Origin of the sequence: Enterobacter genomosp. O (genome assembly GCF_001022965.1) — a bacterium.
Classification (GTDB): Bacteria; Pseudomonadota; Gammaproteobacteria; order Enterobacterales; family Enterobacteriaceae; genus Enterobacter; species Enterobacter cloacae_L.
This window is the reverse complement of record NZ_LECZ01000020.1, coordinates 62,161-76,791: the sequence shown is the minus strand read 5'-3', so window position 1 is coordinate 76,791 and position 14,631 is coordinate 62,161. Positions and strand designations below refer to the sequence as shown.

The window sequence follows — 14,631 nt, the reverse complement described above, 5'->3', positions numbered from 1 at the left end:
TTACTCCATCGAAACGAACTGAGGGTGAAAACAATGATCTACTTACGCAAAGCAAACGAACGTGGTCACGCGAATCATGGCTGGCTGGACTCATGGCATTCATTCTCGTTTGCCGACTACTACGACCCGAACTTCATGGGTTTCTCCGCACTTCGCGTGATTAACGACGACGTAATTGATGCAGGCCAGGGCTTCGGTACCCACCCGCACAAAGACATGGAAATCCTGACCTATGTGCTGGAAGGCGCGGTTGAGCACCAGGACAGCATGGGCAACAAAGAGCAGGTTCCGGCGGGCGAGTTCCAGATTATGAGCGCGGGTACCGGGGTACGTCACTCCGAGTACAACCCGAGCAAAACGGAAAAACTGCACCTGTATCAAATCTGGATCATTCCAGAAGAAACCGGCATCACGCCGCGCTACGAGCAACGCCGCTTTGACGCGAAACAGGGCAAACAGCTGGTACTGTCCCCGGACGCGCGTGAAGGTTCCCTGAAAGTGCATCAGGATATGGAGCTGTACCGCTGGGCGCTGGCGAAAGATGAACAGTCTGTGCATCAGATTGCCGCTAACCGCCGCGTCTGGATCCAGGTGGTGAAAGGTGAAGTGTCCATCAACGGCACCAAAGCGACAACCGCCGATGGTCTGGCAATCTGGGACGAGCAGGCGCTCTCCGTGCATGCCGACAGCGAAAGTGAAATTCTGCTGTTTGACCTGCCGCCGGTGTAATAAATCATAAATAAATGCCCATCCTTCCCTATGACAGGGGAAGGATGGGCTTTGTCCGTGATAAACTGAGAAAATCTCTCACTTCAAGATTTCTCAGGACGATGAAAAAGAAACGCCCCGTACTTCAGGATGTCGCCGATCGCGTCGGTGTGACCAAAATGACGGTCAGCCGTTTTTTACGTAACCCGGAACAGGTTTCCGTGGCGTTGCGTGGCAAGATTGCCGCTGCCCTTGATGAACTGGGTTATATCCCCAACCGCGCACCCGATATTCTCTCGAATGCGACCAGCCGCGCGGTGGGAGTCCTTCTGCCGTCCTTAACCAACCAGGTGTTCGCCGAAGTTCTGCGCGGCATTGAAAGCGTCACCGATGCTTTTGGTTACCAGACCATGCTCGCCCACTACGGTTACAAGCCGGAACTGGAAGAAGAACGTCTGGAATCGATGCTTTCCTGGAACATTGACGGCCTGATTTTAACCGAACGTACCCACACAGCCCGCACGCTCAAAATGATTGAAGTCGCCGGCATTCCGGTGGTGGAGCTGATGGACAGCCAGTCGCCGTGCCTCGACATCGCCGTGGGCTTTGATAACTTCGAAGCTGCGCGTCAGATGACGGCGGCAATTATCGCCCGCGGGCATCGTCATATTGCCTATCTGGGTGCGCGACTTGATGAACGTACTATCATCAAACAGAAGGGATACGAGCAGGCGATGCTCGACGCGAACTTAACCCCGTACAGCGTGATGGTGGAGCAGTCCTCTTCCTATACGTCGGGTATTGAGCTGATGCGTCAGGCGCGACGTGAGTATCCGCAACTGGACGGTATTTTCTGTACCAACGATGACCTTGCGGTCGGCGCGGCGTTTGAGTGTCAGCGTCTGGGGCTGAAGATCCCTGATGATATGGCGATCGCCGGCTTCCACGGCCACGACATCGGCCAGGTAATGGAGCCGCGTCTGGCGAGCGTCCTGACCCCGCGTGAACGTATGGGCCGCATTGGCGCAGAACGCCTGCTGGCGCGCATTCGTGGCGAGACGGTTACCCCAAAAATGTTAGATTTAGGTTTCACCTTGTCACCGGGTGGATCTATTTGAACTGACAAATTTGAAGTAGCTCACACTTATTCACTTCGCGCACGTTTGGATATTGCTTCTCTTTTGCCCCGGCAGGACAATGTTACCGATAACTGTTACCCGTAACAATTGACTGAGGGACACCCTTTGAGCACGACTAATCATGATCACCACGTCTACGTCCTGATGGGCGTTTCCGGTAGCGGGAAATCAGCCGTGGCCAGCGAAGTGGCGCATCAACTCCAGGCTGCATTTCTGGATGGTGACTTCCTCCATCCGCGCAGCAATATCATGAAGATGGCCTCCGGCGAGCCGCTGAACGACGACGACCGCAAACCGTGGTTGCAGGCGCTAAATGACGCCGCGTTCGCCATGCAGCGCACCAATAAAGTTTCCCTGATCGTCTGCTCCGCGCTGAAAAAAACCTACCGCGACCTGCTGCGTGACGGCAACCCGAACCTCTCTTTCATCTACCTGAAAGGAGACTTCGAGGTGATTGAAAGCCGCCTGAAGGCGCGTAAGGGTCACTTCTTCAAAACGCAGATGCTGGTGACGCAGTTTGAAGCGCTGCAGGAGCCGGGTGAAGACGAGAAAGACGTCTTAGTGGTTGATATCGATCAGTCACTGGAAGGTGTTGTTGCCAGCACCATCGAGGTCATTAATAAAAGGCAGTAAGTTTTGAGTACATTAACGCTAGTTTTGACAGCAGTGGGTTCCGTATTGCTGCTGCTGTTTTTGGTGATGAAGGCGCGTATGCACGCCTTTGTTGCTTTGATGGTGGTTTCTATTGGTGCTGGTCTCTTTTCCGGTATGCCGCTCGACAAGATCGCCGCGACGATGGAAAAAGGGATGGGCGGCACGCTGGGCTTCCTGGCGATTGTGGTCGCGCTTGGCGCGATGTTTGGCAAGATTTTGCACGAGACGGGCGCGGTCGACCAGATTGCCGTCAAAATGCTGAAATCCTTTGGCCACAGCCGCGCGCACTACGCGATAGGCCTGGCGGGGCTGATTTGCGCGCTGCCGCTGTTCTTCGAAGTCGCCGTGGTGCTGCTGATTAGCGTGGCGTTCTCCATGGCTCGCCACACCGGCACTAACCTCGTGAAGCTGGTTATTCCGCTGTTTGCGGGCGTGGCGGCGGCTGCAGCGTTTCTGCTGCCCGGACCCGCGCCGATGCTGCTGGCCTCCCAGATGCACGCTGACTTTGGCTGGATGATCCTCATTGGCCTCTGCGCCGCGATCCCGGGGATGATTATCGCCGGTCCGCTGTGGGGTAACTTCATCAGCCGTTACGTTGAGCTGCACATTCCTGACGACATCACCGAGCCGCACCTGGGCGAAGGCAAAATGCCGTCCTTTGGCTTTAGCCTGTCGCTGATCCTGCTGCCGCTGGTTCTCGTGGGTCTGAAAACCATCGCCGCGCGCTTTGTGCCGGTAGGGTCTTCCGCTTACGAGTGGTTTGAGTTCATCGGCCACCCGTTCACGGCGATCCTGGTGGCCTGTCTGGTGGCGATTTACGGCCTGGCGATGCGTCAGGGGATGCCGAAAGACCGGGTGATGGAGATCTGCGGTGCCGCGCTGCAGCCTGCGGGTATTATCCTGCTGGTGATCGGTGCAGGCGGCGTGTTCAAGCAGGTGCTGGTGGATTCTGGCGTAGGCCCGGCTCTGGGTGAAGCGCTGACCGGAATGGGCCTGCCGATTGCGGTAACCTGCTTTGTGCTGGCCGCGGCGGTGCGTATCATCCAGGGTTCCGCAACCGTGGCGTGTTTAACCGCCGTCGGTCTGGTGATGCCGGTCATTGAGCAGCTTAATTACTCCGGTGCGCAGATGGCCGCGCTGTCTATCTGTATCGCAGGCGGTTCGATTGTGGTCTCCCACGTTAACGACGCAGGCTTCTGGCTGTTCGGTAAGTTCACTGGCGCCACCGAAGCACAGACCCTGAAAACCTGGACGCTGATGGAAACCATCCTCGGCACGACGGGTGCGATTGTCGGGATGATTGCCTTTACGCTGCTGAGCTAAATGCGGTGATTTAATAAGGCCGAAAAATAAGGCCCGGTAGCGCTAGCGCTTATCGGGCCTTTTTATTATGCAGAACACCAGGCCGGGAAAGGTGAGACCACCGCCCGGCGTTTTCACATCACTCGCCCTGCGTGGCGCTCTCAATCGTCAAACGCACGTCCGAGGTGATCAGCTCTGCCAGCATCTGGTACACCTTCAGCGTCTCTTCCGGCTCGGCATCGCCCGTATCGCTGATAAAGCCTTCGTCACGAAGCGTCAGCACCAGGGAACTGAAGACCGCTTTGTCGAAGAATTCAGGGGCGTTAATGCCGTGCAGAACGGACAGGCGCTGTGCCAGCGTCCGGCTCTCTTTTTCCAGCGTACCGCGGTTGATAGACGGGTTCGCACTCAGCAGCCAGAAGGTAATGGCGTAGCGCTGCAGCGTTTCGCGCGCACCGGCTGCCAGCAGTTGCAGGGTACGGGAGCGTGACGGATTGATGTGCAGCTCGTCATTCGTGACGGTGATCAGCCCCTGACGACGCAGTTCTTCCGTCAGTTTGTCCAGCTCGCCCGCCAGCTCATCTTTGCTCCAGCGCAGGAACAGCTCCGCTTTCAGCATCGGGTAGAGCGTATCAACGTGACGCAACAGCTCCTGACGCGAGATGCGGCGATGTTGGGTGATGATGGCCGCCATGAGCGACGGCAGCATCAGCATATGGGTGATGTTGTTGCGGTAGTACGTCATCAGAACTGCCTGCTCGCGCGGCAGAATGATGATGTCGCCGATCGTGTCTTTTTCGACTTCAAACTTGTTCATCTGCAGCGCGTGATCGATAAGCTCACTGGCGGTTGCAGAAGGCACTGTTGAATCAACCGAATACGGCACGTTGCGCATCATGTCCAGATAGCAATCCAGCTGTTCCGTCAGCTGTTCACGGGTCAGCGAGCGCTGGCGCGAAGCCAGAAGCGCCGTACAGCACAGGTTCATGGCGTTAGCCGCCCCGGCGTTGTTAATGCGCACCATCAGCTCGGACGCAATGCCGTTGACCGTTGGCGTCAGCCAGGCCGGACGGATCGCTTCGATAGGGTCAATGGACTCGCGCCACTCCGGAACGTGATGGTTCAGATACGTCATCAGCGGCATCGGCTCGCCAAAGTTCACGTAGCCCTGGCCCAGGTTGCGTAACTTGCTCAGGCCGCGCAGCATCTGCGGCAGGCTCTCTTTCTCTTTGGTCGCGCCGCGCAGCTCTTTGGCGTAAGTGCCCACCTCCATCACGTGCTCATAGCCAATGTAGATTGGCACCAGCGTGATGGGACGGGTTCCTCCGCGCAGCATGGCCTGGATGGTCATCGACAGCGTGCCGGTCTTAGGATCGAGCAGACGTCCGGTACGGGAACGACCGCCCTCCACGAAGTACTCCACGGAATAGCCGCGGCTGAACAGCTCGCCCAGATACTCGCGGAACACGGTGGAGTAGAGCTTGTTGCCCTTGAATGTACGCCGGATAAAGAAGGCGCCCAGGCGGCGGAAAATCGGGCCTGCTGGCCAGAAATTCAGGTTGATACCGGCAGCGATGTGCGGCGGTACCAGCCCCTGGTGATAGAGGACATAGGAAAGAAGCAGGTAGTCCATGTGGCTGCGGTGGCAGGGAACATAGACAATTTCATGGCCATCGTGCGCCAGCTGGCGTACGCGCTCGGCATTATGAACGTTGATGCCCTGGTAGAGGCGGTTCCAGGTAAAGCCGAGAATACGATCGGAAAGGCGGATCATCTCGTAAGAGAAGTTCGCTGCAATCTCTTCCATTAGCGCAATGGCGTTCTGCTGGGCTTTCTCATGCGAAATTTTCTTGCTGCGCGCTTCGTCTTCTACGGCGCGGGCAATCGCTTTTGAAGCCAGCAGCTTGTTGAACAGATCCTGACGCGCCGGGAGGCGAGGCCCTACGGCAGCCAGGCGCTGACGGGCGAAGTGCATACGCGCCACGCGCGCCAGTTTTTGCGCGATGATCTTGTCGGTGCCGTGCTCGTCCGCCATTCGGCGCAGCGAAACGGAAGGCGAGAAGCGCACAAAGCTGTCGCGTCCCAGCCAGGAGACCGCGAAGAACTTCTGGATGCCGTTAAGCATGCGCAGCGGTGGATTCTCTTCACCTTTTTCACGGCCCGGACGGCGACCAAACATCACCGACACCGGCACCATCTGCACATCCAGATCAGGATTGCTGCGGTGCAGGTCGAGATAGTCATGGAACAGCTTGATGGACTCTTCTTTTGGCGTGTAATAGGTAAACACGCGAGGTCCACCGTGGATGAACACGTAGCGCGGCAGCAGAGTGCCGTCAACTTCCAGCGGTTCAAGCGGGTCAGGTAGGTCATGCGCCAGACACTGGGCGCGAAGCGTCAGTAAGTCTGCCTTCGAGTTATAAGGCAAAACGTACATAATAGGACGCGACGTATCGAGCCCCAATTCCAGCGCGGGTTCTGCTGGGATAGACTTGCTTTTTACCAGGATGCTTAATGGTAAATTAAGTAATTTGTAGTAAATTCGTGGCCAGCCGGACATAAACGATGTAAAGCCTCTGGTTAATAATGCAATTGCGCCGCAAGGATAACAGAAAGCGCGCAAAATTTCTGTTGTTACCCGTCATACTTCAGGCTGTAGCGAAACGCGCTACAGCTATAGTTACTGACGCTATTTCCAATAAAAGGTTCTTTTAATGGCCAATAATACCACTGGGTTAACCCGAATCATCAAAGCCGCCGGCTATTCCTGGAAAGGTTTCCGCGCCGCATGGATCAATGAAGCCGCTTTTCGCCAGGAGGGCGTCGCCGCTATCATCGCGGTGATTATCGCCTGTTTCCTTGATGTTGATGCAATAACACGTGTTCTTCTGATCGGCTCCGTGCTTCTCGTGATGATAGTGGAAATTCTTAATAGCGCTATTGAGGCTGTTGTTGACCGTATCGGCTCTGATTTCCACGAACTCTCTGGCCGGGCAAAAGACATGGGCTCTGCTGCCGTGCTGCTGGCGATTATCACTGCCGTTATCACCTGGGTCACGCTGCTTTGGTCACATTTCCGATGAGCCTCGAGGAATAATTAAGTCCCTGGTTTTTTGTGCAGTTTTTGGTTCCAAAATCGCCTTTGACTGTATATACTCACAGCATAACTGTATATACACCCAGGGGGCGGAATGAAAGCGTTAACGACCAGGCAGCAAGAGGTGTTTGATCTCATCCGGGATCATATCGGCCAGACGGGTATGCCACCCACGCGTGCGGAAATCGCGCAGCGTCTGGGCTTCCGTTCTCCGAATGCTGCCGAAGAACACCTGAAAGCGCTGGCACGTAAGGGCGTAATTGAGATTGTTTCGGGCGCGTCACGTGGTATCCGCCTTCTGGTGGAAGAAGAGACGGGCATTCCGCTGGTGGGGCGCGTTGCTGCTGGTGAGCCTTTACTGGCACAGCAGCATATTGAAGGCCACTATCAGGTCGATCCAGCCATGTTCAAACCGAGCGCTGATTTCCTGCTGCGCGTAAGCGGTATGTCGATGAAAGACATCGGTATTCTTGACGGCGATCTGCTTGCGGTTCACAAAACGCAGGATGTGCGCAACGGCCAGGTCGTGGTTGCACGCATCGATGACGAAGTCACCGTCAAGCGCCTCAAAAAGCAGGGTAACACCGTCCAGCTGTTGCCTGAAAACAACGAGTTCTCCCCGATTGTGGTGGATCTCCGTGAACATAACTTCTCTATCGAAGGACTGGCGGTTGGGGTTATTCGCAACGGTGAATGGCTTTAATCTCTTCCTGACAGGCTACGGCTCCGCTGTAGCCTGATTCATTTTCTGCTCCCGGTATTTTTCATGTCACTGCTGACGGCATCCGATAAGGCATTGTGGCGTCTTGCTCTGCCAATGATTTTCTCCAATATCACCGTGCCCTTGCTGGGTCTGGTCGATACTGCCGTTATTGGTCATCTTGATTCGCCTGTTTATCTTGGCGGCGTGGCGATTGGCGCGACGGCAACCAGCTTCCTCTTTATGCTGCTGCTCTTTTTGCGCATGAGCACCACCGGACTGACCGCACAGGCCTATGGCGCAAAAGATCCGCTGCGTCTGGCTCGCGCGCTGGTGCAGCCGCTGATACTTGCGCTTGGTGCGGGGGCGTTAATCGTTTTACTGCGCGCTCCCCTGATTGACCTTGCGCTTCATATCGTTGGCGGCAGCGAGGCGGTGCTGGAGCAGGCCCAACGTTTCCTTGAAATCCGCTGGCTCAGCGCGCCCGCCTCGCTGGCTAATCTGGTTCTGCTGGGGTGGCTGCTGGGCGTACAGTATGCCCGTGCGCCGGTGATTCTGCTGGTGGTGGGTAACCTTCTCAACATCGTGTTGGACGTCTGGCTGGTGATGGGGCTGCATATGAACGTGCAGGGTGCGGCACTGGCAACCGCGATTGCAGAATACGGAACCTTTATTATTGGTCTGTGGATGGTCTGGCGCGTCCTGGCGATGCGCGGGATCTCCCTTGCGCTGCTCAAAACCGCATGGCGCGGGAATATCCGTAAGCTGCTGGCGCTCAACCGTGACATCATGCTCCGCTCGCTGCTTCTTCAACTCTGCTTCGGCGCGCTGACGGTTTTCGGGGCCCGGCTGGGGCCAGAAATCGTCGCGGTCAACGCGGTATTAATGACGCTTCTGACCTTTACCGCCTACGCGCTGGACGGCTTTGCCTATGCGGTTGAAGCGCATTCGGGGCAGGCGTACGGCGCGCGCGAAAGCGGGCAGCTCCAGGATGTCTGGCGGGCAGCCTGCCGTCAGTCGGGACTGGTCGCGCTGGCGTTTGGTCTGGTTTACGCCTGTTTAGGCGAGCAGATCGTGGCGTTACTCACCTCTCTTTCTTCACTGCGCGAGCTGGCGAGCCATTACCTTATCTGGCAGGTGATTTTACCGGTGGTCGGCGTCTGGTGTTATCTCCTGGACGGCATGTTTATTGGTGCTACGCGCGGAGCCGAAATGCGTAACAGCATGGCTGTCGCGGCGGCAGGATTTGGCCTGACGCTGCTGACGCTCCCGTGGTTTGGTAACCACGGTTTATGGCTGGCCCTCGCCGTTTTCCTCTCGCTGCGAGGGCTATCGCTGGCTTTTATCTGGCGGCGCCACTGGCGGAACAATACCTGGTTCCCCTCGCGTCACGATATATCGTGACGGTTAAAGATTCCGAATATGAAACCAACAGCCGAATCCTTAACTACAATAATTATCACGTCCAGCAGAAAAGAACGTAACGGACGTTACGACCCGACGCTTAACTAAGAGGACACGATGATGAATAAAGACGAAATCGGCGGCAACTGGAAGCAGTTCAAAGGTAAAGCGAAAGAACAGTGGGGTAAGCTGACTGATGACGATATGACCGTCATTGAAGGTAAACGCGATCAGCTTGTCGGTAAAATCCAGGAGCGTTACGGCTACGCAAAAGACCAGGCGGAAAAAGAAGTGGGCGACTGGGAAAAACGCAACGACTACCGCTGGTAACCGGGCTATACCCGAAAGTACAAGGAAGTACACACTGAGGCGGCCCTGAGCCGCCTTTGCTTTTGTTGCTAACGCGGCTTTTTCTTCACGAGAATAGAGTGGTCGTGCTGACACGCGTCCTGGTGACGACAGGCTTCCACTTCCACGCACGCCGAGCACAGCCCGTGCGCTTCAATCACGTTATGACGCAGGGCAAAGCCCATTTTAGCGGCCAGCGAATGCATAATGTCTTCCACGCCTTCCGCACCTTCTTCTTTCACCACCCCACAGCGGTCACAGATAAACATCGCCGATGTATGCGTTGGCTGATCGAAAAGATGGCACAGCACATAGCTGTTTGTGGACTCCACCTTATGCACGAATCCTTGCTCCAGCAGGAAATCCAGCGCGCGATAAACCGTCGGCGGTTTCGCCTGCGGCTCGCTTTCCCGGAGCAGGTCGAGCAGGTCGTAGGCGCTGATGGCACCCTGCTGCAGGCTCATCAGACGTAACACTTCAAGGCGCTGCGGAGTCAGGCGCACATTGCGTTGCGCGCACAGCTTTTCGGCCTGCGCTAACAGCTCTTTTGTGGACTTATCCATGTAGCACCCCGGATGTTATAGGACGGAAAACCCTCACTTTATCATGTTCTGGTAAAAACACCGAGATCCGCCAGTCTGTGCTATACCTGACCCATCGCAAACCGGGAAATAAACAATGAAACGACCTGACTGTATTCGGCACTGGCGCGACGTTGAAGGCGCGGATGATTCGACCTATCCAGACAGCGACGAGCTGTTTTCTATCGGCGCGCCGCTGGCCCGCAAGCTCGGGCTCGGGCGCATTGGCATCCATCATGAGCGTTTGCCGCCGGGACGCAGGACGTCTTATCCCCATGCGGAAAGCGACGAAGAAGAGTTTATCTACGTGCTTGAAGGTTACCCGGAGGCCTGGATTAATGGCTATTTGTGGAAGCTTGAACCGGGCGACAGCGTGGGGTTCCCCGCCGGAACCGGTATCTGTCACACCTTTATCAACAACACGGATGAAGAGGTTCGGCTACTGGTCGTTGGCGAGGCCAATAAGAAGCACAACCGTATCTACTACCCGCTCAACCCCGTGTATGCCGCCACGCGGGAAGATCGCTGGGTCGACCATCCTCCACAGTTTTTTGGACCGCACGATGGAAAACCTGGGAAAAAATAATTTCCTCTTCTATAAATATTGAGGGCCGTCACAAAATATAACAGGCCGTAAGGGAGTTTTACTTAGGGAAAGAAATAGCGGGTCTTTTACTACTTATTCACAGCAATAGTTCGTTCCTGTTTGGGTGATAACAGACAGGGGTTATTTCATAACAGACTATAACGGGCATCCTGTGAAAAAAAATTTTAAATTTTCGGTGGTGAGTATCGCTGTCTCTTTGTTTATGGCAAATCAGGCGGGAGCAGCCAATACCTGGACAGAATCACGTAGCGACGCAATGGGCGGCACTGGCGTTGCCTCTGGCAGCTATGGCAGTGGGGCGTTAATCAACCCTGCGCTGCTGGCAAAGGCAAAACCGGACGATGATGTGACGGTTATCTTGCCTTCGGTCGGCGCGCAGATCACAGATAAAGACAATCTTCAGGATGAGATTGATAATATCAACGACAAAATTAACCACTATAAAGACGTGGTGGATAATCTTACGCCGATTGAAATTATCACCAATCCGCTGGGTTCTATTAACCAGTTCCAGGGCGCGGCAAAAGATCTTGCCGACGAGCTGGACTATCTCAAGGGCAAAACCGCACGCGCGACGGCAGGGGCTGGCATTGCCGTGAGTATCCCTAACGACGTGCTCTCCGTGGCCTTTATGGCGAAAGGCTACGCCCATGGTCGGGTAAGCTCGTCTATCGATCAACAAGACATTGATTATCTGCGCGGTATTCAAAAAAGCGATGCGGTAGCGGCCGGTGTCGCGCTGGATGCTGCCCTGAACGGCACGGATCAAATCACCAAAAACCTCAACTCAACGGCTTCTGGCCGGGCGGCAATTGTGTCCGACTACGGCGTTGCCGTTGCCCGACAGTTCGATCTCGGCGGTGTCCCGGTTTCCGTGGGCGTGACGCCAAAACTGCAAAAAACCTGGGTCTATAACTACACCACCTCAATCTACGATTACGACAGTAATAAGTGGAACGATAGCCGCTACCGTACAGACGATACGGGCTTTAACGTTGATGCTGGTATTGCGGCTGATTTCGGCGAAAACTGGACGGTTGGCGTGAGCGGACAAAACCTGATGTCGCGTGATATCGACACCAAAGATATCCGTATACGCAACGGGCGTACCGGGGAAGTGGTGAGCTATAAAGATACCTACCAGATCCGTCCGCTGGTGACCGCCGGGGCCGCCTGGCATAACGATCTGGTGACGCTGACTGCCGATGGCGACCTGACGGAAACCAAAGGCTTCAAGAGCGAAGATAACTCACAGTACGTTGGCGTCGGTGCCGAGGTTACGCCGCTGAGCTGGCTGGCCGTGCGTGCGGGTTATCGCGCGGACGTGAAGGGTAACGACAGCAATGTCTTTACCGGCGGTGTCGGTTTCGCGCCGTTTAGCACCGTTCATGTCGACCTGATGGGGCTGTACGGTGAAGACGAAACCTGGGGCGCAGGGGCTCAGCTGAGCATGACGTTCTAAAGTCCACCGGAGGCGCTGCGCCTCCGGCTTTTCTTTGTGCTATAGTAGCGCCCCTTTTCCACCAGATGCTTAAAACTTCGCCATGTCGTCAGAATTACAGACTGCTTTTCCCGCACACCGTTTTTCCATTGCGCCGATGCTCGACTGGACGGACAGACACTGCCGCTACTTCCTGCGTCAGCTCTCCCGCCACACGCTGCTGTACACCGAAATGGTGACCACGGGCGCAATCATCCACGGGAAGGGCGACTACCTGGCCTATAGCGAAGAAGAGCATCCGGTTGCCCTGCAACTGGGCGGCAGCGATCCGGCCGCGCTGGCGCAGTGTGCGAAGCTGGCAGAAGCGCGCGGCTACGACGAGATCAACCTTAACGTTGGCTGTCCGTCAGACCGCGTGCAAAACGGCATGTTCGGTGCTTGCCTGATGGGGAACGCGCAGCTGGTGGCGGACTGTATCAAGGCGATGCGCGACGTGGTTTCCATTCCGGTGACGGTCAAAACCCGTATCGGCATTGACGACCAGGACAGTTACGAATTCCTGTGCGATTTTATCAATACGGTTTCCGGCAAGGGTGAATGCGAGATGTTTATCATTCACGCGCGTAAAGCCTGGCTTTCTGGCCTGAGCCCGAAAGAGAACCGTGAAATTCCGCCGCTGGACTACCCTCGCGTGTACCAGCTGAAGCGTGATTTCCCGCATCTGACGATGTCGATTAACGGCGGCATCAAGTCGCTGGAAGAGGCCAACGCGCATCTGGCGCATATGGATGGCGTCATGGTCGGGCGCGAGGCGTACCAAAACCCGGGCATTCTGGCGACGGTCGATCGCGAAATATTTGGCGTTGAAGGGGCAGACAGCGATCCGGTTGCGGTGGTGAGAGCGATGTACCCGTACATCGAACGCGAGTTGAGTAACGGTACGTATCTCGGCCATATCACACGCCATATGCTCGGCCTGTTCCAGGGGATCCCCGGGGCGCGTCAGTGGCGTCGCTATCTCAGCGAAAACGCACACAAAGCCGGGGCCGATATTGAGGTGCTGGAGCACGCGCTGCGTCTGGTCGCAGATAAACGATAAGTTACGCTAAAAAGTCGTCAAATTCACCACGCCCTGCGAGTTCTCGCGGGGCGTTTTGCTTTAAGAACAGCATGTTAGCTTTGGCATGAATCTTGTAATGCTTACTGCATTATTCGGGAACTCGTGGGAGAGCACCATGCTGGAACTACTTTTTGTGATCGGCTTTTTTGTCATGCTGCTGGCGACAGGCGTTTCGCTGCTCGGCATTCTGGCGGCTATCGTTGTGGCGACGGTCGTCATGTTTATTGGCGGATTATTTGCCCTGACGATCAAACTGCTGCCGTGGTTACTGCTGGCCATTGCGGTGGTGTGGGTGATTCGGGCGATAAAAGCGCCAAAAGTGCCCAGTTATCAGCGCAATAACCGCTTTCGTTACTAAGGTATTGAGGGGTTCGTCACATACTTGTAACTTTTCCGGCGGCAGGACTTAGAACAGAATAGGATTTGCTTATCGAATCTGTCACTATGGCTGTCGTTAAAGAATTCATCGAGCTGTACCCTACATACAGCCGAACTAAAAAAAGAAAGGGCTTCCTCAGGGAAGCCCAATTTCTTTTTGGGGCTCAGGGAATCAACAGGCTCGACCCCTGCGTTGCCCGGCTCTCCAGTACCTCATGCGCGCGCTGCGCATCGGTTAGCGCGTATTTCTGCGCGTCTGCCACATCCACTTTGATGACTCCGCTGGCGATCAGCGAGAACAGCTCGTTGCTGGCTTCCTCAAGTTCTTCCCGGCTGGTGATATAACCCTGCAGGGAAGGGCGCGTCACGTACAGCGAGCCTTTCTGATTCAGGATCCCGAGATTCACGCCGGTCACGGCGCCTGACGCATTCCCGAAGCTTACCATCAGCCCGCGACGTTGCAGACAGTCCAGCGACGCTTCCCAGGTGTCTTTCCCTACCGAGTCATACACGACGCGGACTTTTTTGCCGTTAGTGATCTCTTTCAGCCGTTCGACAATGCTCTCTTCACGGTAGTTAATCACCTGCCAGGCGCCCGCCTGCAGCGCGCGCTGCGCTTTTTGCGCATTGCCCACGGTGCCGATCAGCTTCGCGCCCAGCGCTTTTGCCCACTGACAGGCGATGAGTCCGACACCACCCGCCGCGGCGTGAAAAAGGAACTGCTCGTCGGGTTTAATTTCATAGGTTTTGCGCAGCAGATAGTAAACGGTCAAACCTTTCAGGAACGAGGCCGCCGCCTGCTCAAAGGAGATGGCGTTGGGCAGCAGGGCGGCCTTATCCGCCGGGACGTTGTGGACGGAGCTGTAAGCGCCCAGCGCAGATTGCGCATACACCACGCGGTCGCCTTCTTTAATATGCTTAACCGCGCTGCCCACTTTGATGACGATACCGGCCGCCTCGGTGCCAAGCCCGCTCGGCATTGACGGCGGCGGGTAGAGGCCGCCGCGAATATAGGTGTCGATGTAGTTAATGCCGATGGCTTTGTTTTCAACCTGAACTTCATTTTCGCCAGGCGCGGCAGGGGTGAACTCCACCGCTTTCAGTACGTCTGGCCCACCGTGTTTCTGGAATTCAATGCGCGTTGCCATGCTC

Annotated in this window: 15 protein-coding genes; 12 read left to right on the top strand and 3 right to left on the bottom strand. The window is 55.8% G+C overall.

What is annotated here, in order from left to right:
- The first annotated feature begins 33 nt into the window (after window positions 1–33).
- The 4 genes from ABR39_RS02310 (at window position 34) to gntU (ending at window position 3,824) form a co-directional block, all read left to right on the top strand.
- Window positions 34–729, top strand: a complete 696-nt coding sequence (locus ABR39_RS02310) for a pirin family protein (RefSeq protein WP_000639796.1) — start codon at window positions 34–36, stop codon at window positions 727–729.
- 101 nt (window positions 730–830) lie between these two features.
- Window positions 831–1,826, top strand: a complete 996-nt coding sequence (gntR, locus tag ABR39_RS02305; RefSeq protein WP_021242747.1) for a gluconate operon transcriptional repressor GntR — start codon at window positions 831–833, stop codon at window positions 1,824–1,826.
- 126 nt (window positions 1,827–1,952) lie between these two features.
- The gene (gntK, locus tag ABR39_RS02300) at window positions 1,953–2,480 is read left to right on the top strand and encodes a gluconokinase (protein ID WP_008503362.1); all 528 of its coding nucleotides are present in this window, start codon (window positions 1,953–1,955) and stop codon (window positions 2,478–2,480) included.
- A gap of 3 nt (window positions 2,481–2,483) precedes the next feature.
- A complete protein-coding gene (gntU, locus tag ABR39_RS02295; protein ID WP_010436459.1) occupies window positions 2,484–3,824 on the top strand; it encodes a gluconate transporter in 1,341 nt (446 codons plus the stop codon).
- Window positions 3,825–3,942: 118 nt separating this feature from the next.
- On the opposite strand, the gene plsB is transcribed toward gntU, so the two are convergent.
- Complete coding sequence (gene plsB / locus ABR39_RS02290; protein ID WP_047345604.1) at window positions 3,943–6,363, bottom strand: glycerol-3-phosphate 1-O-acyltransferase PlsB; 2,421 nt, start codon at window positions 6,361–6,363, stop codon at window positions 3,943–3,945.
- Window positions 6,364–6,517: 154 nt separating this feature from the next.
- On the opposite strand from plsB, the gene ABR39_RS02285 reads away from it, so the two are divergent.
- The 4 genes from ABR39_RS02285 to ABR39_RS02270 all read left to right on the top strand — a co-directional run bounded on the left by ABR39_RS02285 (window position 6,518) and on the right by ABR39_RS02270 (window position 9,334).
- Entirely contained in the window at window positions 6,518–6,886 is a 369-nt protein-coding gene (locus tag ABR39_RS02285) for a diacylglycerol kinase (protein ID WP_023334158.1), read from the top strand.
- A 108-nt stretch (window positions 6,887–6,994) separates the two neighbouring features.
- Entirely contained in the window at window positions 6,995–7,603 is a 609-nt protein-coding gene (lexA, locus tag ABR39_RS02280; RefSeq protein WP_024906710.1) for a transcriptional repressor LexA, read from the top strand.
- Window positions 7,604–7,666: 63 nt separating this feature from the next.
- Entirely contained in the window at window positions 7,667–9,004 is a 1,338-nt protein-coding gene (gene dinF / locus ABR39_RS02275) for an MATE family efflux transporter DinF (RefSeq protein WP_047345603.1), read from the top strand.
- Between the two features lie 120 nt (window positions 9,005–9,124).
- Entirely contained in the window at window positions 9,125–9,334 is a 210-nt protein-coding gene (locus ABR39_RS02270) for a CsbD family protein (RefSeq protein WP_014830284.1), read from the top strand.
- A 68-nt stretch (window positions 9,335–9,402) separates the two neighbouring features.
- Here ABR39_RS02270 and zur read toward each other — a convergent pair whose 3' ends face one another.
- Entirely contained in the window at window positions 9,403–9,915 is a 513-nt protein-coding gene (zur, locus tag ABR39_RS02265) for a zinc uptake transcriptional repressor Zur (protein ID WP_047345602.1), read from the bottom strand.
- 115 nt (window positions 9,916–10,030) lie between these two features.
- On the opposite strand from zur, the gene ABR39_RS02260 reads away from it, so the two are divergent.
- The 4 genes from ABR39_RS02260 to pspG all read left to right on the top strand — a co-directional run bounded on the left by ABR39_RS02260 (window position 10,031) and on the right by pspG (window position 13,459).
- The gene (locus tag ABR39_RS02260; RefSeq protein WP_047345601.1) at window positions 10,031–10,519 is read left to right on the top strand and encodes a cupin domain-containing protein; all 489 of its coding nucleotides are present in this window, start codon (window positions 10,031–10,033) and stop codon (window positions 10,517–10,519) included.
- Between the two features lie 172 nt (window positions 10,520–10,691).
- The gene (gene traF / locus ABR39_RS02255) at window positions 10,692–12,002 is read left to right on the top strand and encodes a conjugal transfer protein TraF (protein WP_047345600.1); all 1,311 of its coding nucleotides are present in this window, start codon (window positions 10,692–10,694) and stop codon (window positions 12,000–12,002) included.
- 82 nt (window positions 12,003–12,084) lie between these two features.
- A complete protein-coding gene (dusA, locus tag ABR39_RS02250) occupies window positions 12,085–13,080 on the top strand; it encodes a tRNA dihydrouridine(20/20a) synthase DusA (RefSeq protein ID WP_047345599.1) in 996 nt (331 codons plus the stop codon).
- Between the two features lie 136 nt (window positions 13,081–13,216).
- Window positions 13,217–13,459 carry an envelope stress response protein PspG gene (gene pspG / locus ABR39_RS02245; RefSeq protein ID WP_023310044.1) on the top strand — a complete coding sequence of 81 codons (243 nt, stop codon included), beginning with the start codon at window positions 13,217–13,219 and terminating at the stop codon, window positions 13,457–13,459.
- Window positions 13,460–13,643: 184 nt separating this feature from the next.
- On the opposite strand, the gene ABR39_RS02240 is transcribed toward pspG, so the two are convergent.
- Window positions 13,644–14,627 carry a quinone oxidoreductase gene (locus ABR39_RS02240; protein WP_047345598.1) on the bottom strand — a complete coding sequence of 328 codons (984 nt, stop codon included), beginning with the start codon at window positions 14,625–14,627 and terminating at the stop codon, window positions 13,644–13,646.
- Between the last annotated feature and the right edge of the window lie 4 nt (window positions 14,628–14,631).